Below are 17695 nucleotides of genomic sequence, written 5' to 3'. Positions count from 1 at the left end.
AGGTGAAGAGATGGCTATTAGTGAAATTGCTTCTGCTTCTAATGCTAATGTAGAGGGAACAGGGAAGCAGACTGAAGATTCAAATAAGATGGGAAAAGATGAGTTTCTTGAGCTGTTTGTTACTCAGTTGAAGAATCAGAATCCGTTAGAACCGATGGATAATAAAGAATTCATTGCCCAGACAGCCCAGTTTACTTCTATGGAACAGATGAAGAATATGAATCAGAATTTAGAGAAATTTTTGGGTATGCAGAAGTTGACTCAGGTGAGTAGTCTGATCGGTAAAGAAGTAAAAGCTTTAGATTCGGATAGCGGAGAAGAGATAACAGGTGAAGTAGAGAAGGTTAAGATGGCCGACAGCGGACCTAAGTTGATAATTAACGGTAATGAGTATGAGATGGGAAGCGTTAATGAGATTTTAGGATAATCCCTGGAAAGGGTGATTAAAGTGAACAATCGAATCTATTCTAATCGCCGGATTGCTCCCTTGCAGCAATCAAATAAGACAGAAAAGACTGAACAGAAAAAGAGCCGTAAGTCATTTAATGAGATTTTACAGAAGCAGTTACAAGAAGAAGCCGGCATTAAATTTTCCGGCCATGCTAAAAAGAGGTTGGAGTCGCGAAATATTGATTTAACAGCACAGGATATGCAGAAATTAGAGAAAGCTGTGACTAAAGCAGAAACCAAAGGAGCTAAAGAGTCACTAGTCATGACCGATAAAGTGGCTTATATCGTCAGTGTCGAGAATAAAACGGTAATTACTGCCGTTGATGATCAGAATATGAAGGAGAATGTCTTTACGAATATTGATAGTGCAGTAATAATGGATTAAAGGCTGGACCTCGAGTGAGGAAGCCGTAAGCCGCGGACTGATAGAAGCGGTTTATATTTAAAATCTAAAACTTTCAGGAGGTCGATGAAGCTATGATGCGTTCAATGTATGCTGGTGTTTCAGGACTTAAAGCCCATCAGACCAAGATGGATGTAATAGGTAATAATATTTCTAATGTTAATACCACTGGTTATAAAGGTAGTAGAGTTACTTTTAAAGAGATGTTAAATCAGACAATGGAGGGGGCTTCTGCTCCACAGGACGGCCGCGGAGGTACCAATCCACAGCAGATAGGTTTAGGTGTTTCGCTCGGCAGTATTGATAATAATATGGAAACGGGAAACCTACAGTCTACAGGTAAGATGACTGATGTTGCACTGCAGGGAGAAGGATTCTTCATTGTCAATGATGGGACTAAGAACTTATATACCAGAGCCGGGAATCTCTCCTTTGATGAGGAAGGCTATTTAACTAATTCTTCTAATGGTAATCGAGTTCAGGGCTGGACAGCAGATGAAGATGGAACAATTGATAAGACTAACGCAGCTAACTTAGAAGACATAAGTTTAGATGAATCAATGGATGCTTCAGCTACTACCGAAGCAAAGTATAAGGATAATCTGAATCCTACTTTGGAGGAACTAAATCTTACTGAAGGTTCTGATGTATTTGAGATAGATAATGGTGCTACTGATAATATAAATGTTTCTTTATCTGAGGGAGAAAATGAGAATGAGTGGAACTTTACTTTAAGTGCTGATGATCCTGATACTGAATTTGTTGCTTCTTCAGGTAGTAATACCTTAAGTGGAACTATACAATTAAACTCTGATGGTACAGTATCAGATATTGTAGATAGTAGTGGTAGTTCCTTTACAGATAGTGGTGGATTAGCTACTCCAGATATTGAAGTAAATCAGGTAGCTGGAACAGCTGGTTCAACTTACATAGAATTGCCTGATTTTAGTAGTTCTACTCCTCATGTTAATGCTTCTACATTATTTGATAATACTAATGATGGAGGAACTACAGCAGATGCAATAACCAACAATACCCGAACAATTACCACTAACGTCTATGATTCACAGGGAGCTGAGCATACTGTTACTATGGATATTACTAAGGTGGGTGCCAATGATTGGCAGATAGCAGAAAGCAGTATTGATGTAACTGATGCTGATATTAATGATGATAATGGAGATGGTGATTTAGACTGGCTTGGTGGTTCTGACCATACTATTCAGTTTGATGCTGATGGAAATATCGATTCCGGAACAGAAGCCACATTAACCTTTGATCCTGCCACAGGAGCTGCTGACGGTCAGGAAGTTACTCTTGATTTCTCCAGTCTAACTCAGTTTGACGGCGATATGACAGCCGGTTTTGATACTGCTGATGGCTATCCACAGGGATCATTAGAAAGCTTTACTATCGATGGTTCAGGAACAATTACTGGTTCTTATGATAATGGATATAATAAGGCATTAGCCAAAATAGGTGTAGCTACTTTCAGTAATCCAGCAGGACTGTCTAAAGAGGGGGATACCTTATTTGATACTTCCAATAACTCTGGTGATCCGCAGGTTGGGCAGGCTGGAATTGGCGGCCGCGGTATGATTGCTCCAGGTAGTCTGGAAATGTCTAATGTTGATCTAGCCCGGCAGTTTACTGAGATGATTACTGCTCAGCGTGGCTTTCAGTCTAATTCAAAGGCAATTAGCACTTCAGATCAGATGTTACAAACTTTAGTTAATCTGAAGAGATAACTAACATAAATTAAGGGATTGGAGTAAAAACTGCTCCAATACCCTTCTTAGAGCCCAGAAGGGGTGAAATAGTTTGATTGAAGTTACTAGATTAGGCGGCTGTGAAGTAGTGGTGAATGCAGAGATGATAGAATTTATCGAATCAACACCGGATACTGTTTTATCATTAGTTTCAGGTAAGAAGATAGTTGTTACCGAAGATGTTGAAGTAGTTAAAGAAAGAGTAATCAATTATAAAAGAGAATTAAATAAAGTAGTAGACTAGTTTAGGTTTGAGGAATGAGGTGATAAGATGGATTTAGATTTAGCAACAATGGGCGGACTTATAGTCGGAGCCCTTTTAATTGCAGGAGCAATTGTTCTTGGAGGCAGTCCGATTATCTTTATTAGTGGAACCTCTTTTTTGATGGTAGTAGGCGGGACTCTGGCTGCTGCTACTGTCAGTTATTCTTTTAAGCATATTCAGGATTTAATTGGTATTTTGAAGGTGGCCTTCTATGAACAGCAGACCAATCCCCAGGAGATAATTTCAGTATTAGTTAGCTTTGCTGAAAAAGCAAGGAGAGAAGGACTGTTGGCCCTAGAAGATGAAGCTAATCAACTGGATGATGACTTTTTACAGAAAGGAATTCAGTTAGTGGTAGATGGTACAGATTCAGAATTGGTCAGAAGTATTTTAGAGACAGAACTGGCCTTTTTAGAAGAACGCCATGCTACAAGCCGCGGCATCTTTGAAACTATGGGTGAGCTTTCACCGGCCTTTGGAATGATGGGTACTTTGGTAGGATTGATCCAGATGTTAAGTAAGCTGGAGAATCCAGAGAATGTAGGCGGCGGTTTAGCTACTGCCTTAATTACCACTTTTTATGGTACTGTGATGGCTAATTTAGTCTTTATTCCGCTGGCTAAAAAGTTAAGGATGAAGAGTGAAGAAGAGATCTTGGTTAAAGAAGTTATGATTGAAGGAATTCTTTCGATTCAGGCAGGAGAGAACCCTAGGATTGTGGAAGAAAAGTTAAAGGCATTCTTATCAGGTGCCGGCCGTGAAGTGTTAGAAGAAGAAGAGATAGAAGGCGAAATGGCGGTGGAGAATAATGTCGCGCCGTAAAAAGAGGCGGAATAATGATGAAAGTGATGACAGCAACTGGTTAACTACATATGGTGATATGATGACGCTGCTGTTGGCCTTCTTTGTTCTGCTCTATTCTTTCTCCTCAGTAGATGTACAGAAGTTCAGAAATGTTGTAGAGGCTCTGCAGGGAAATTTAGGTGTTTTAAAGGGAGGAAAAACTATTTCTTCTTCTGATTTGATTACAGCCGGAGTTAGAGATGAGAATCTGGGTATGCCGGAGTTAAATCGAATTAATCAGAAGATAACTTCTTATTTGCAGGAGCAAGAATTAGAGGATGAGATAAAGGTAGAGATGACAGAACGGGGTTTAACTATTCGGTTTACCGGAAAGGTATTATTTGATATAGGAAGAGCTACTATTAAAGAAGATGCATACTCCATTTTGGATAAAATCTCCGGTATAATCAGTGAAGTGCCTAATCAGATTATGGTAGAGGGACATACAGATAATCTACCGATTAGTAATTCTAGGTTTCCTTCTAACTGGGAATTATCCACAGCTAGAGCAACTGAGGTTGTAAAGTACTTTATTGAAGAGAACAGTATAACTCCAGCTAAGTTATCAGCTGCAGGTTATTCTAAATATAAACCGGTTAAACCAAATGATAGTCCTGAAAATAGAGCTTTAAATAGGCGAGTCGATGTAATTTTGCTTAAAAGAGAGTTTAGTGAAGCTAGTAGGCAAAAAGGAGGAAAGTTGGATGAGTGAAGACTCTGGACATAACTTTAAATTGATGTTAGTAGTCATGGTTTTGTTGTCTTTGTTAATTGCTGCTGGGACTTCCTATTTTATGTTACAGCAGCTAGGAGGAAATAGCCAAAGCAGCAGTCAAGCAAGTGAATCAGTAGCTGAGTTAGGTCCTACTCATAAAGCGGGAGAATTTACAGTTAATTTATCTGATAACCGCCGCTATTTGAGAATGAATTTAGTATTAGAGGTTAGTAATAAAGATGTTATAAACAAACTGGAAACCAGAAATCCACAGGTTAGGGATGCAGTGATTTCAATTGTCCGGACTAAAAAGCCTCAAGATATTAATACTCAAGCCGGAATTAAAGATCTGCGGGAACAGATTCGAAACGAATTGAATAAGTTCATTGCTGAAGGGAAGGTAACTAATGTTTTCTTTACCCAGTTTGTTGTTCAGTAGGAGGGAGTTAAGTGTCTAGTGATAGAGTTTTATCCCAGAATGAAATAGATGATCTTCTACAGGAGTTTAATTCGGGAGATGTAGAGGCTGAAGAATTAAAGGATACTGAAGAGAAATCAGTTAAAGCTTATGATTTTAAACATCCTGATAAGCTTTCTAAAGATCAATTAAGAACTTTAAGAATCATATATGAAAATTTTGCTCGTTTATTGAATACCAGTCTTTCTACTCAGCTGAGAACAATGATTCATGTAGAACTGAATTCGATTGAGCAGTTATCCTATGATGAGTTTATTCGTTCACTGCCGCAGCCGACGATTATGAGCATCTGTGATTTCAATCCTTTAGCTGGTGAATTCATTTTAGAGATAAATCCCCGGCTGGGATATGCAATTGTAGAAAGGTTATTTGGCGGTCAAGGGACACCGCCCAATAATATTCGTGATTTTACTGATATTGAAGAGATGGTATTAAAAAAAGTATTAAAACAGAATTTAAGTGCTTTTGTAGAAGCCTGGGAGAATGTTATTGATTTAAAGCCCCGGATTAAGAATTTAGAATCCAATCCTCAATTTACTCAGATTGTACCGGGGAATGATATGGTGATTCTTGCTACTTTTGATGCCAAGATTGCTGAGGCAGAGGGGTTAATCAATGTCTGTATTCCTTATATTGTTTTAGAGCCGATAGTATCTAAATTAAATGCCCAATACTGGTTTTCGACTTCGCGTGATTCAGCCAGTTCAGAAGAATTGAATAAATTAAAGGATAGATTAAGTAAGGCTAAGCTGCCGGTTATAGCTAATTTAGGGACTACAAATATTACCGTAGCTGATCTACTAGATCTGCAGCCAGGTGATGTAATAAGAATGGATCAAAAAGCTACCAAGGAAGCAGTAGTTAAAGTCGGTAATAAAGAGAAATTTATTGGTAAGCCGGGAGTTGTTGGCAGTAAATTAGCTATAGAAATTAGTTCTGTTTTGGATAAAGAGGAGGCAGTCGAAGATGAATGAAGAAGTTTTGTCTCAAGATGAAATTGATGCTTTACTAAATGATGATTCTAACAATGATGAAACTGAAGCAGTAGAGAGTAACGAACAGGATGATAATAATTCTGAATTGGAGAATGAATTAACAGATAAAGAGAAGGATGCCATTGGTGAAATTGGAAATATTTCTATGGGATCTGCTGCTACCGCTTTATATAGTCTGTTAGATGAGACAGTAGAGATTACTGCGCCGGAAGTAGAGTTGGTTACCTTTCAGAAGTTAATTCAGGAATATGAACGTCCTTGTGTAGTTGTTGATGTTGAATATATAGAAGGGTTAGAAGGCAGCAATCTTCTAATTATAGAACAGCAGGATGCAGCTATTATTTCTGATTTAATGATGGGCGGTGATGGCAATAATCCTGATGCGGAATTAAATGAGCTTCATTTGAGTGCTGTTAGTGAAGCTATGAATCAAATGATGGGTTCAGCTTCGACTTCGATGTCAACCATTATGCAGGGAGATAAAGTGAATATATCCCCTCCTAATGCTGAACTTTTAACTTTGAATACTGATGAAATTAAGAGTCGTAGCTTTCAGCCGGACGATGAAGTAGTAAAGGTGTCTTTTGATCTAACTATTGGTGAGGTAATAGATAGTGAGATTTTACAGCTAATGCCGTTAGATTTTGCTAAAGAATTAGTAGCTTATTTGACCGATCCTGATCCTTCTGAGAGGGCTGAAGAACCACAGGAGAGTGGTGAAACTGCGGCTGATAATATATCACAGAATGAACCAGCTACCAAAAGTAAAGCAGAGGCCGAACAACAGCCACAACAACAGACAGCACAGCAGCAACCACAGCAACAGCAAGCAGCACAGCAGTTGGCTAATAGTAAAAGCGGGGCAGTTAGTAGAGAAGAGAGTGTTGATGTACAGTCAGTAGAGTTTTCACAGTTAGGTGAAGGTCAGACTGAACAGGGACAGAGTAAGATAGATCTAATTAAAGATGTTCCCCTGGAGGTTACAGTTAGATTAGGCAAAACCAAGATGTTGATTAAGGATATTTTGGAATTGGGTAATGGTTCAGTAATTGAGCTTGATAAGTTAGCTGGTGAATCTGTAGATTTATTGGTTAATGGAAAATTAATAGCCAAAGGAGAAGTGGTTGTAATTGATGAAAACTTTGGCTTTAGAGTTACTGATATAGTTAGCCCGATGGAGAGAATCACTAATCTTTAGGATGTAATTACTTCTATAAAAGAAATTTTAACTCTGGATTCTAAGGCTAAGACATTGGTCTGTAGTGCTATGGGACAGTAGTTAATGGTAATGGAAGCTATGAAAGTTGGAGTTAAAGTATTAAATGTTGTCAATAAAATATTAGGTTAATAGAGGTGTTAAGATGTCTTTTTCTTGGCAGTTAATTAAGATGGTATTTTATTTATCGCTGATTATTATTCTCTTCTTTATAGTAATTAAATTCATCAAGAAGCAGAGGCATCTTCAGGGTTTTAATCGTAATCTACAGATATTAGAGAAGATTTATTTTAATTCTGATCAAGCTCTGTATTTAGTAAAAGTAATAGATGAAGTCTGGGTATTAGGTATTAGTAAAGAAAGAGTAGAATTGCTTTCGAAAGTGACTGATTTGGATAAAATAGAGAAATTAACAGCAGAGCTGGAGGATAATAATTTAAAACAGAGCTTTAAAAAGTTTTTTAATAGGGATGGCTGTAATAATGATTAATAAGAGATGGAAATTTATCTTTAAGGTTTCAATATTATTACTACTAATAATTATTAGTAGCCAGGGTATAGTTGAAGCAGCACCTACTTTTGAGATACCTGATGTCAATTTAAGTATTGAAACCGGAGAGGGAAGCCAGAATCTAGCTTTACCACTGCAGATTATGCTGTTGTTGACCGTGTTATCATTAGCACCGGCAATTTTAATTATGTTAACGTCTTTTGTGCGGATTGCTGTGGTGTTATCTTTAATTAGACGAGCTTTGGCAACCAGAAGGATGCCTCCTAATCAGGTTATTATTGGGTTAGCAATCTTTTTAACTATCTTTGTAATGGCACCTGTCTGGGGCCAGATTTATGATACTGCAGTACAACCTTATTTGGATGATGAAATCAATCAGATGCAGGCTTATGAGCAGGGGATTAAGCCGTTAAGGAAATTCATGTTTAAGCAGACTCGAGAGAAGGATATTGCTTTATTTGTTGATTTAGGTGAAATAGAGCGGCCTCAAAACCAAATGGAGATTCCGACTTATGTCCTGATTCCTGCTTTTATTATTAGCGAATTGAGAATAGCTTTTCAGATCGGATTTATAATCTATCTTCCCTTTATAGTGATTGATATGATAGTTGCCAGTACTTTAATGTCCATGGGAATGATGATGTTACCTCCGGTAATGATTTCACTTCCCTTTAAGATATTACTCTTTGTATTAGTTGACGGCTGGTATTTGGTAATTAAATCGCTAATTAAGACTTTTAATTAATTAGAAAGAAGGGAGCTTTATAGATGACAGAGCAGTTAGTAATAGAACTGGGAAGAAGGGCCTTGCTGCAAGTAGTAATGGTTACAGCTCCTATGTTAGGTTTAGGGCTTTTGGCTGGTTTGGCAATCAGTATTCTACAGGCTACTACTCAGATTCAGGAACAGACTTTGGTCTTTATTCCTAAGATTCTAGCTGTTATAGTAGCAATTATAATATTTGGGCCCTGGATGTTGAATACTTTAGTGGATTTTGTACATAATTTATTTCTAAATATACCTAATTATGTAGGGTAAAAAGGGGATAATAATGGATTTAGCATTAATAGAGTTAATTTATCAAGGAGCTTTAATTATGCTGAGGCTTACAGGTTTATTTCTTACTGCTCCTTTCTTCGGCAGTAGAGTAATTCCTAAGCGGATTAAAGCTGCTTTAGCATTTTTAGTAACTTTGATTTTAAGTCCTGTAGTGGATGGTAGTAATTTAGAATTACCAACAAATATTTTGATATTATTATTTAACTTTTTATCTGAATTAACAATTGGACTTATTTTTGGGTTTATAACTATTTTGATCTTTGCCAGCATTCAATTGGCAGGCCAAATGATAAGCATGAGAATGGGCCTTGCTATGGCTAATATAATGGATCCGATGAATGGATCTTCGATTGCAGTGATTGGACAGTTTAAGAATGTATTAGCTACTTTATTATTTCTGGTTATCAATGGACATCATCAGTTACTGCGGGCGCTAAAACATAGCTTTGATGTTATTCCCTTGACTGGTTTAAGGATATCGGATGCTTTATTTATGAAGTTATTGCGTATGGCCGGGGATTTATTTCCTCTGGCCTTTCAGATTGCTTTACCTATTATAGCAGCTTTATTTTTGACCGATGTTGCTTTTGGACTAGTAGCTAGAACAGTGCCGCAGATGAATGTATTTGTTATGGGACTGCCGACGAAATTATTGGTTGGCTCATTATTACTTTTGATTACAGTTCCGGTATATATTTCACTAATAAGAGGTTTATTTGATGATTTGTTTGCCAATATAGATAGAATAATAAGTATTTTAGGTAATTAAGGGGGGAAGCTATGCCGGCAGAAGAAAAAACTGAAGATCCTACTCCAAAAAGGCGTCAGGAAGCCAGAGAAGAAGGACAGGTAGCCCAAAGCCAGGAATTATCTATGGCTTTTACTCTCTTATTCAGTTTTATTATGCTTTTTTTCTTGATGGATAATATCCTATACGAAAGTATGGAGTTTATGAATAAATATTTTACTGACTACATGACAATGACGCTGAATCTGCAGACCTTTTATACTTTACTGTTAGAGCTTATGCAGTTTATTTTTCGGTTGGTTGCTCCACTTATGTTTGTAGTAGCACTAGTAGGTGTTGTTGTTGGATTGTTGCAGACAGGATTTCTATTTACTCCTACATCCTTACAGCCTGACCCTAGCAAATTAGATCCGGTTTCTGGTTTTAAGCAGATCTTTTCTAAACAGACAGTAGCAGAATTTTTTAAATCAATTTTAAAGATATCTATTGTAGGAGGTATAGCCTATTTAACAATTAAGGATAATCTACCTCAATTAATTATGTTTAGTAAGATGGGGCTTAATCAGGTTGTTTCCTTAATTGGAAGTATAATTTATTCACTGGCAATTAAGGTTAGTTTAATTTTAATTTTGTTAGGCATTTTGGACTTTATTTACCAGAAATGGGAGCATGAACAGCAGCTGAAGATGACTAAACAGGAAGTAAAAGAAGAGAAGAAGCAGACTGAGGGTAATCCTGAAATAAAGAAGAGACAGAAAGAAAAACAGCAGGAGATGGCTATGAACCGGATGATGGAGTCTGTTCCTGAAGCTGATGTAGTGATTACAAATCCGACTCATATTGCTGTAGCTATTAAGTTTGATATTGATAATATGGATGCTCCAATAGTAGTAGCCAAAGGTAAAGGAGAAATAGCCCACAAGATTAAGAAGAAAGCTGAAGAATGCGGAATAGAGATTGTAGAAGAGAAACCATTAGCCAGAGCTTTATATGGTCAAGTTGAGATAGAGGAAGAGATACCAATGGAATTATATCAGGCAGTAGCCGAGATACTAGCTTATGTCTATCAGTTGAATGACGAAAGGAGGTATTAGATTTGGCCGCTCCTAGTGATAATTTAGCTCCAGCAAGCTTTACTCAATATAGTGATATTATTTTTGCTTTAGCAGTTGTTACAATCGTAGTTATGTTTATTATACCGCTGCCTACTTTCTTATTGGATGTATTATTATCGGCTAATATTGCGTTTGGTTTAACAATTCTTTTAATTTCAATGTATACTGTAGAACCGCTGGAGTTTTCTGTCTTTCCGACTTTACTGTTGATTGCTACTCTTTTTCGGTTAGCTTTAAATGTTTCCACTACTAGATTGATTTTAGGGGAAGCCTATGCTGGAGAAGTGATATTAAGTTTTGGAGAATTTGTAGTCGGAGGTAATTATGTAGTAGGATTTGTAATCTTTATTATCCTAATTGTAATTCAGTATGTAGTAATTACTAAGGGAGCAGAAAGAGTGGCTGAAGTTACTGCCCGCTTTACTTTAGATGCTTTACCCGGTAAGCAGATGAGTATTGATGCCGATTTAAATGCTGGTTTAATTACAGAAGCTGAAGCCAGAGCTCAGAGGAAGAAATTACGTGATGAATCGGACTTTTATGGGGCTATGGATGGTGCCAGTAAATTCGTTAAGGGTGATGCAATTGCTGGAATTATAATTACCTTAATAAATGTAATCGGTGGTTTAGTAATCGGTGTCTTACAGCAGGGAATGGCAGTCACAGAAGCACTCCAGACTTATACTCTGTTAACGATTGGTGATGGTCTAGTGAGCCAGATTCCAGCTCTTTTAATTTCTACTGCTGCTGGAATTGTAGTTACTAGAGCAGCTTCGGAATCAAATTTAGGAGAAGATCTTTCCAATCAGATGTTAGCTCAGCCCAAGAGTTTACTGATTGTCTCAGGAGTACTTACTTTATTTGCTTTTGTCAGTGGTTTACCGACTATACCGTTCTTATTACTGGCAGTAATGCTGGCAGGATTAGGATATACCCTCTATCAGACACAGCAGGAGATAGTTGAAGAAGAGACAGCAAGCGAAGAAGAGGAAGAGGTTGCCCAGTATGAAGAACAGGAAGATATTGATGAATTATTAAAAGTAGATCCTATGGAAGTTGAGGTAGGTTATAATTTAATTCCTTTAGTAGTACCAGAACAGGGCGGGGATCTGCTGGATAGAGTATCAATGATTCGCCGACAGTGTGCCCTAGAGATGGGGATTATTATTCCTCCGATTAGAATTAGGGATAATATGCAGTTAGAGCCGGACCATTATCAGGTGAATTTAAGGGGGATTGAGATTGCTAGCCATGAAATAATGGTTAACCATTATTTAGCTATGGATTCAGGAATGGTTACTGAGGAGATAGATGGAATTGAAACTACTGAACCGGCTTTTGATCTACCGGCCTTATGGATCAGTGAAGATCAGAAAGAAGAAGCCGAATTGGCCGGTTATACGATTGTGGATCCGCCTTCAGTGATTGCTACACATTTAACTGAGCTGATTAAGGATCATGCTCATGAATTATTGGGCAGACAGGAAGTTCAGGAGTTGATCGATAATTTAAAAGATGACTATTCAGCAGTAATTGATGAATTGATTCCTGAGCTGATGACTATTGGTGAGATTCAAAAAGTGCTTCAGAATTTATTGAAAGAAGGTATTCCGGTTCGGGATTTAGTAACTATTCTGGAAACATTAGCTGATGAAGCCAGAAATACAAAGGATATCGATATCCTGACAGAGTATGCCCGCCAGGCTTTATCGCGGCAGATTTCGGAGTTATATAAGGATGATAAGAATAATATTCATGTATTAACCTTGGACCCACAGTTAGAAGAAAGAATTTCTGATTCAATTGAGCGGACTGAGCAGGGGGCTTATGTAACCTTAACCCCTGAAACTGCCCAGCAGCTCTTTAATAATCTATCTCAGAAAATACAGGAGATGATGCAGCAGGGCTATGATCCGATAGTATTGACTTCGCCAATAGTTAGATACCACTTTAAAGATTTGACAGAACAGGTAGCTTCTGATTTAACTGTTCTATCCTTTAATGAATTAGAGCCTGACTTAAATGTGCAGACAGTAGGGATGGTGAGTTTATAAATGGAAGTTAAACGCTATCGCGGAGAAAATATGCAGGAAGCAATGTTTAAAGTAAAGGCTGATTTAGGTTCAGATGCTATTATTCTACATACTCGTAAATTCAAAGAAGGCGGTTTTTTAGGGCTGTTTGGAACGGAAATGGTAGAAGTAGTAGCTACTATAGAGGATGAAGTCCATAATACAAAAGATAAAGAAGAGAAACAGAAGGTAGAGTCAGAATTAAATCAGGTAAAACAGATGATGGGGAATGTCTTACAGAAATTAGAAGAGAATAAACTACAGTCTTCTTATACTAATTTACCGGAAAACTTAAAAGAAGTAGTAGATAGATTATTAGCCCAAGGAATAACAGATGAGTTAGCAACTGAAATTTTGATAGCAGTTAATGATAAGTTAGGCCCTAAAGAAATTGAAGATAAAGAGATAATAAAGAGCTTATTTTCCGAAGAAATAAAGGCTAGATTAAATCCAGTATCTCCAATAACGCTTTCGGATCAAGAATCTAAAGTAGTTGCTTTTATAGGTCCTACCGGAGTAGGGAAAACAACTACTGTGGCGAAATTGGCTGCTGATTTTAGTTTAACAAAGAATAAAGATGTGGGTTTAGTTACAGCTGATACCTATCGGATTGCTGCTGTAGAACAGCTCAAGACTTATAGTGAAATAATCAATGTTCCTTTGGAAGTAGTCTATAATTCTGCTGAACTAGAACAGGCTCTAGATAAATTTGCTGCTAAAGATTTAGTCTTGGTCGATACAGCAGGCCGAAGCCAGAATAATGAAATGCATATGTCGGAGCTAGATGCTTTACTGGCTAAAATAGATGTGGCAGAAAAACATTTAGTATTGAGTGCAATTACTAAATTTAAAGATTTATTAGATATTATTTTAAGCTTTCAGCAGATAGGACTTGATAAATTTATCTTTACTAAATTAGATGAAACTAAAGATTTAGGAATGCTTGTAAATATCATTGATCAATTTGATGCTGAATTATCATATATAACTAATGGTCAGAATGTTCCCGAAGATATAGAGGTATTTAAACCAGAAAAGATAGTAAATTCTCTTTTGGAGGAGTAGTTTATAATGAAAGATCAAGCCCATGGACTCAGAGAATTAGTTCAAAAACAGAGTACTACACACCAGGAAGACCAAAAGAAGCCAGAGGAAGAATTGGCTCGGATATATTCCGTTGCTAGCGGCAAAGGAGGAGTAGGCAAGACTAATTTTACTGTTAATCTATCTTTAGCTCTGCAGGCTAAAGATAGAAGAGTAGGAATTATTGATGCTGATTTAGGAATGGCCAATATAGATGTAGTTTTGGGGCTTACTCCTCAGTATAACCTAGGCCATGTGATTAAAGGAAAGAAAAAGATAGAAGAGATTATTGTTGAAGGTCCGCAGAATTTAGAGGTTATTCCTGGGACTTCTGGTGCAGAAGAACTGGCTAATTTAACGGATTACCAGCTGCAGAACTTAATTAATAGCTGGCAGGTGTTAGAAAATAAGTATGATATTATATTAATTGATATAGGAGCCGGTATTTCTAAATCAGTTATTGATTTTGCTTTAGCTGCTGATGAAATAATTATAATCTCGACGCCAGAGCCGACTTCAGTTACCGATGCTTATGGCTTAATTAAAACTATTGTTAATCAACAACAGATTTCTGAAATTAATCTGGTTGTTAATCGGACTGAAAGTGATAGAGAAGGAAAGAGGATTTCTAACCGGGTCACTGAAGTTGTTAATGACTTTCTGGAGATTCAAGTAAATGTGTTAGGAACTATTCCTGAAGATAAGAATGTAATTAAGGCTGTCAAAAGACAGCATCCCTTCTGGTTAGAATTTCCTAATTCTAAAGCAGCTAACGCGATTAAAGAGATCAGAAACCAACTATTGGATATTAAAGAGGAGAATACTTCTACAGGAGTAAAGGGCTTCTTTTCTAAATTATTTGGATTAACAGATAAATAGTGTCTGTCAAGGGGAGGGGATGGAATGGCTAATTTAAGTCTAGAGATTGATCAATCAGTTGAAGTGGAGGTTAAATCTGGTTCATATACCGGGAGTTATATCTGTAAAGTTATTGATATAGCTGAAGATATAATCCAGCTTACTTTACCGATTAAAAAGGAGGCTGTAGTTCCGCTATCAGTAGGGACTAGATTAGAGGTATCCTTTAGTGATGAATGTGCTAAATATAGTTTTCGGACTAAAGTCTTATCCCGTCATAAGGCTAATAATGTAGCAGTTTGTGAGGTAGAATTCCCGGCTAAAGTAAATAAGATTCAGAGAAGGGATTTTGTTCGGGTACCGATAAGAGAAGAAGTTGAATATCGTCAGCTTGAGTTAGATGATTTACAGGAATTAGAAGATGAAGAAGATAAGCAGGAAGACTTTAAATTAACCTTTACAAGAGATATAAGCGGTGGGGGATTACTGTTGGCTGTGCAGGAATATATTTCTCCAAATTCATTTGTAGAACTTAAATTTGATATTGAAGACTTCAGTTTTGATAAAGTAATAGGTGAAGTGTTGCGGGTAGACCAATTGGCCGAAGAGGATGAAAAGATTGGTTTAGCAATTAAATATATCAATATTTCCCAATCAGAACAGGATGAGATCGTCCAGTGGGTACTACAGAAACAATTAGAATTACATAAAAAAGGTCTTTTGTAATTTATCGTGAATTATGAAATAAATAAGCAAATAAGGGGGAGGCTATATGGAAGACGGGGTGCAGACTGATTTAACTGAACTTTCCGATATACAGTTAGATGCTCTAAAAGAGATAGCTAATATAGGTGCCGGAAATGCTGCTACTGCTTTTTCACAGATGCTGGACCGAAGGATTGATATGAGCGTACCGAAAGTAGATATTATGCCGTTAAATGAAATACCGGAGATTTTGGGCGGTCCTGAATCATTAATAGCTGGAATTTTAGTTGAAGTAATGGGGGAGATTCCAGGCAAGATTTTATTTGCTCTGGATGAAGCTAGTGCTAAAAGAATGACTGCTCTATTAGTGGATAGAAGATTGAATAATGTAGAGGAACAGACAGAAGAAATTCAGGAATCTACTCTAAAAGAGATGGGAAATATTCTGACTAATTCCTATTTAAATGCTTTAAGCAGAATGACTAATTTATCTTCGGTGCCTTCAGTTCCAGGTTTAGCACAGGATATGGCAGGGGCGATTTTAGAAGTTGCTTTTTTACAGGTAGGTTATATTGGAGATTATGCTTTAGTAGTTGAAACTGAATTCTGGGATGGAAAAGATAAGATTTCAGGTAACTTCTTCTTTATTCCTACTCCTGAATCTCTAAATAAGATTTTGTCCAAGCTCGGAGTGGGGCAGATATGAGCAAAATCAGAGTAAAGATGGCAGATTTAAATGTAGGAAAAAAAAATGATGTGTTGATAACTTCTGGTTTGGGATCATGTGTAGGAGTGGCCCTATATGATTCTCATTCTCAGATCGGTGGTTTAGCCCATATTATGTTACCAGAAGTACCTGACAATCGGGAAAATAATAATCCGGCTAAGTATGCAGATACTGCTGTGGAGCTTCTGTTAGAGGAAATGAAGAAAATTGGAGCCAATACCAGAAGATTAAAGGCCAAAATTGCTGGTGGAGCCCAGATGTTTGACTTTGATAATTCTGATTCCAATATGAAGATTGGAACGCGGAATGTCAAAGCAGTTAAAAGAATTCTGCGCGAAGAGAATATTAGAATATTAGGGTCTGATGTAGGTAGAGATTACGGTCGGACTATGGAATTTTATACAGAGGACGGTAGAACATTAATCAAGACAGTTAAGGGCGAGGACCAGGTTTTATAAAAAGGAGCTGACTAGGTTGGATGGGTTAACTAAGAGTTTATCTATTATCTTTGCTGCAGCTGTGTTCTTGTTAGTTGCTATTATTACAGTTGCAAATGGATTATCACTGGTAATTATTTTTAAGCGTAGTTTATTATCTAGTTTATTATTTGGAGTCTTAGGGGGAGTTATCGGTTATCTAGTTACTAATATGACCAGAATTAATAAACAACAGCAAGAAGTAAATGCGGTTTCCCAAGAGACTGCTGCCCAACAATATGCTGCCCAGAGCCAAGAGACCGGAGAGGATAAAACAGCTAAAGATGAATTTCAACCTTTGGATTTAGAGGAAATAGATTATGATGAACAGCAGGAAGTTGAAGAGCTAGCAGAACAGGATCCAGAAAAATTAGCCAAGATGGTACAGAATATTCAGGAGGAGTAATAAGGAGGGATCAAGATAGCCAGACCAAAGGATAAAACCGAGCAGAAGTTATGGATTGAATTTAAGGAGCATAATAATCAACAGGCTAAAGAGGAGTTAATGCTTCGCTTTATGCCTTTAGTAAAGTATGTAGCTAATAGAGTGGCTATTAACCTTCCTGATAAATTTGAATTTGAAGACCTACAGAATTATGGAATCATTGGTTTAATTGATGCTATAGAGCGTTTTGACCACCGCCGCGGTATGAAATTCTCTACTTATGCTATTTCTCGAATTAGAGGTAGCATTATTGACCAATTAAGAAGATTGGACTGGGTACCAACTACAATTCGGCGTAAAGCTAAACAAGTAGCAGAAATTAATTCTGAGTTAGCAAATAAATTAGGAAGACTGCCTACTGATGAAGAGATAAGACAAGAATTAGATTTAGATTCTGATGAATACAGCCAGTTGATGTCTGAAATCAATATTCCCCAGGAAACCTCTTTGGATAGCTTTATTAATAGCCGTCAGGCAGATGGAGTTACCTTAATTGAAGTAATTGCTGATGAAGATGCTGCCAGACCCGAACAGACTTTTAGATATGAAGAAATAAAAAGGATTTTAGGAGAAGCAATTGAAAAGTTAAAACCACAGGAGAGAAAGGTAGTTACTCTCTATTATTATGAAGGCTTAAATCTAACCGAGATTGGTGAAGTACTGGAAGTTACAACTGCTAGAATCTCTCAGCTCCATACAAAGGCTATCTATAGATTAAGAGGATACCTAAGTCGAAAAAAAGAAGAGTTACTGGAGTGATAA

General features: G+C 37.2%; 22 protein-coding genes. All 22 read left to right on the top strand.

The window, feature by feature from the left end:
* The first annotated feature begins 10 nt into the window (after positions 1 to 10).
* The 22 genes from acear_RS08450 to acear_RS08345 all read left to right on the top strand — a co-directional run bounded on the left by acear_RS08450 (position 11) and on the right by acear_RS08345 (position 17692).
* Entirely contained in the window at positions 11 to 427 is a 417-nt protein-coding gene (locus acear_RS08450) for a flagellar hook assembly protein FlgD (RefSeq protein ID WP_013278589.1), read from the top strand.
* Positions 428 to 448: 21 nt separating this feature from the next.
* On the top strand, positions 449 to 835 hold the full coding sequence (locus acear_RS08445; RefSeq protein ID WP_013278588.1) for a TIGR02530 family flagellar biosynthesis protein: 387 nt from the start codon (positions 449 to 451) through the stop codon (positions 833 to 835).
* A 92-nt stretch (positions 836 to 927) separates the two neighbouring features.
* On the top strand, positions 928 to 2601 hold the full coding sequence (locus acear_RS08440; RefSeq protein ID WP_013278587.1) for a flagellar hook protein FlgE: 1674 nt from the start codon (positions 928 to 930) through the stop codon (positions 2599 to 2601).
* Between the two features lie 73 nt (positions 2602 to 2674).
* Entirely contained in the window at positions 2675 to 2866 is a 192-nt protein-coding gene (locus acear_RS08435; RefSeq protein ID WP_013278586.1) for a flagellar FlbD family protein, read from the top strand.
* A 27-nt stretch (positions 2867 to 2893) separates the two neighbouring features.
* Positions 2894 to 3709 carry a motility protein A gene (locus tag acear_RS08430; RefSeq protein WP_013278585.1) on the top strand — a complete coding sequence of 272 codons (816 nt, stop codon included), beginning with the start codon at positions 2894 to 2896 and terminating at the stop codon, positions 3707 to 3709.
* A complete protein-coding gene (locus acear_RS08425; RefSeq protein WP_013278584.1) occupies positions 3696 to 4442 on the top strand; it encodes a flagellar motor protein MotB in 747 nt (248 codons plus the stop codon). The genes acear_RS08430 and acear_RS08425 overlap by 14 nt, the downstream gene beginning before the upstream one ends.
* Complete coding sequence (locus acear_RS08420) at positions 4435 to 4884, top strand: flagellar basal body-associated FliL family protein (protein WP_013278583.1); 450 nt, start codon at positions 4435 to 4437, stop codon at positions 4882 to 4884. The genes acear_RS08425 and acear_RS08420 overlap by 8 nt, the downstream gene beginning before the upstream one ends.
* 11 nt (positions 4885 to 4895) lie before the next feature.
* Entirely contained in the window at positions 4896 to 5897 is a 1002-nt protein-coding gene (gene fliM, locus acear_RS08415; protein WP_013278582.1) for a flagellar motor switch protein FliM, read from the top strand.
* Positions 5890 to 7116: a flagellar motor switch phosphatase FliY gene (gene fliY / locus acear_RS08410; RefSeq protein WP_013278581.1), complete on the top strand. Its 1227-nt coding sequence runs from the start codon at positions 5890 to 5892 to the stop codon at positions 7114 to 7116. Before fliM ends, fliY begins: the two co-directional genes overlap by 8 nt.
* A 163-nt stretch (positions 7117 to 7279) precedes the next feature.
* Positions 7280 to 7624 carry a flagellar biosynthetic protein FliO gene (locus acear_RS08405; protein ID WP_013278580.1) on the top strand — a complete coding sequence of 115 codons (345 nt, stop codon included), beginning with the start codon at positions 7280 to 7282 and terminating at the stop codon, positions 7622 to 7624.
* Positions 7617 to 8390 carry a flagellar type III secretion system pore protein FliP gene (gene fliP, locus acear_RS08400; RefSeq protein ID WP_013278579.1) on the top strand — a complete coding sequence of 258 codons (774 nt, stop codon included), beginning with the start codon at positions 7617 to 7619 and terminating at the stop codon, positions 8388 to 8390. The genes acear_RS08405 and fliP overlap by 8 nt, the downstream gene beginning before the upstream one ends.
* A gap of 23 nt (positions 8391 to 8413) precedes the next feature.
* Positions 8414 to 8683 carry a flagellar biosynthesis protein FliQ gene (gene fliQ, locus acear_RS08395; RefSeq protein ID WP_013278578.1) on the top strand — a complete coding sequence of 90 codons (270 nt, stop codon included), beginning with the start codon at positions 8414 to 8416 and terminating at the stop codon, positions 8681 to 8683.
* 13 nt (positions 8684 to 8696) lie between these two features.
* Positions 8697 to 9473, top strand: a complete 777-nt coding sequence (gene fliR / locus acear_RS08390; RefSeq protein ID WP_013278577.1) for a flagellar biosynthetic protein FliR — start codon at positions 8697 to 8699, stop codon at positions 9471 to 9473.
* Between the two features lie 11 nt (positions 9474 to 9484).
* Complete coding sequence (flhB, locus tag acear_RS08385) at positions 9485 to 10546, top strand: flagellar biosynthesis protein FlhB (protein ID WP_013278576.1); 1062 nt, start codon at positions 9485 to 9487, stop codon at positions 10544 to 10546.
* 2 nt (positions 10547 to 10548) lie between these two features.
* Positions 10549 to 12621 (top strand): flagellar biosynthesis protein FlhA, encoded by a 2073-nt coding sequence (gene flhA, locus acear_RS08380; protein WP_013278575.1) that lies wholly within the window; start codon positions 10549 to 10551, stop codon positions 12619 to 12621.
* Positions 12622 to 13704: a flagellar biosynthesis GTPase FlhF gene (gene flhF / locus acear_RS08375; RefSeq protein WP_013278574.1), complete on the top strand. Its 1083-nt coding sequence runs from the start codon at positions 12622 to 12624 to the stop codon at positions 13702 to 13704.
* Positions 13705 to 13710: 6 nt separating this feature from the next.
* Positions 13711 to 14601, top strand: a complete 891-nt coding sequence (locus tag acear_RS08370; RefSeq protein WP_013278573.1) for a MinD/ParA family protein — start codon at positions 13711 to 13713, stop codon at positions 14599 to 14601.
* A 24-nt stretch (positions 14602 to 14625) separates the two neighbouring features.
* Complete coding sequence (locus acear_RS08365; RefSeq protein WP_013278572.1) at positions 14626 to 15306, top strand: flagellar brake protein; 681 nt, start codon at positions 14626 to 14628, stop codon at positions 15304 to 15306.
* A 46-nt stretch (positions 15307 to 15352) separates the two neighbouring features.
* Entirely contained in the window at positions 15353 to 15991 is a 639-nt protein-coding gene (locus acear_RS08360; protein WP_013278571.1) for a chemotaxis protein CheC, read from the top strand.
* Positions 15988 to 16470 carry a chemotaxis protein CheD gene (locus acear_RS08355; RefSeq protein WP_013278570.1) on the top strand — a complete coding sequence of 161 codons (483 nt, stop codon included), beginning with the start codon at positions 15988 to 15990 and terminating at the stop codon, positions 16468 to 16470. The genes acear_RS08360 and acear_RS08355 overlap by 4 nt, the downstream gene beginning before the upstream one ends.
* A 16-nt stretch (positions 16471 to 16486) precedes the next feature.
* On the top strand, positions 16487 to 16894 hold the full coding sequence (locus acear_RS08350) for a hypothetical protein (RefSeq protein WP_013278569.1): 408 nt from the start codon (positions 16487 to 16489) through the stop codon (positions 16892 to 16894).
* Between the two features lie 9 nt (positions 16895 to 16903).
* Complete coding sequence (locus tag acear_RS08345; RefSeq protein ID WP_342610017.1) at positions 16904 to 17692, top strand: FliA/WhiG family RNA polymerase sigma factor; 789 nt, start codon at positions 16904 to 16906, stop codon at positions 17690 to 17692.
* Positions 17693 to 17695 lie beyond the last annotated feature (3 nt).

This window comes from Acetohalobium arabaticum DSM 5501 (genome assembly GCF_000144695.1).
GTDB lineage: Bacteria > Bacillota > Halanaerobiia > Halobacteroidales > Acetohalobiaceae > Acetohalobium > Acetohalobium arabaticum.
The sequence above is the reverse complement of the archived record's forward strand: the minus strand, read 5'-3'. Positions and strand labels throughout refer to the sequence as shown.

Excerpts from the sequence above, each read along its gene's own strand:
- fliR (WP_013278577.1), top strand. The coding sequence starts at position 8,697 with ATGGATTTAGCATTAATAGAGTTAATTTATCAAGGAGCTTTAATTATG.
- acear_RS08440 (WP_013278587.1), top strand. The coding sequence starts at position 928 with ATGATGCGTTCAATGTATGCTGGTGTTTCAGGACTTAAAGCCCATCAG.
- acear_RS08405 (WP_013278580.1), top strand. The coding sequence starts at position 7,280 with ATGTCTTTTTCTTGGCAGTTAATTAAGATGGTATTTTATTTATCGCTG.
- fliY (WP_013278581.1), top strand. The coding sequence starts at position 5,890 with ATGAATGAAGAAGTTTTGTCTCAAGATGAAATTGATGCTTTACTAAAT.
- acear_RS08420 (WP_013278583.1), top strand. The coding sequence starts at position 4,435 with ATGAGTGAAGACTCTGGACATAACTTTAAATTGATGTTAGTAGTCATG.
- acear_RS08370 (WP_013278573.1), top strand. The coding sequence starts at position 13,711 with ATGAAAGATCAAGCCCATGGACTCAGAGAATTAGTTCAAAAACAGAGT.
- flhB (WP_013278576.1), top strand. The coding sequence starts at position 9,485 with ATGCCGGCAGAAGAAAAAACTGAAGATCCTACTCCAAAAAGGCGTCAG.
- acear_RS08430 (WP_013278585.1), top strand. The coding sequence starts at position 2,894 with ATGGATTTAGATTTAGCAACAATGGGCGGACTTATAGTCGGAGCCCTT.
- fliQ (WP_013278578.1), top strand. The coding sequence starts at position 8,414 with ATGACAGAGCAGTTAGTAATAGAACTGGGAAGAAGGGCCTTGCTGCAA.
- acear_RS08360 (WP_013278571.1), top strand. The coding sequence starts at position 15,353 with ATGGAAGACGGGGTGCAGACTGATTTAACTGAACTTTCCGATATACAG.
- acear_RS08450 (WP_013278589.1), top strand. The coding sequence starts at position 11 with ATGGCTATTAGTGAAATTGCTTCTGCTTCTAATGCTAATGTAGAGGGA.
- fliP (WP_013278579.1), top strand. The coding sequence starts at position 7,617 with ATGATTAATAAGAGATGGAAATTTATCTTTAAGGTTTCAATATTATTA.
- acear_RS08355 (WP_013278570.1), top strand. The coding sequence starts at position 15,988 with ATGAGCAAAATCAGAGTAAAGATGGCAGATTTAAATGTAGGAAAAAAA.
- flhF (WP_013278574.1), top strand. The coding sequence starts at position 12,622 with ATGGAAGTTAAACGCTATCGCGGAGAAAATATGCAGGAAGCAATGTTT.
- acear_RS08365 (WP_013278572.1), top strand. The coding sequence starts at position 14,626 with ATGGCTAATTTAAGTCTAGAGATTGATCAATCAGTTGAAGTGGAGGTT.
- acear_RS08425 (WP_013278584.1), top strand. The coding sequence starts at position 3,696 with ATGTCGCGCCGTAAAAAGAGGCGGAATAATGATGAAAGTGATGACAGC.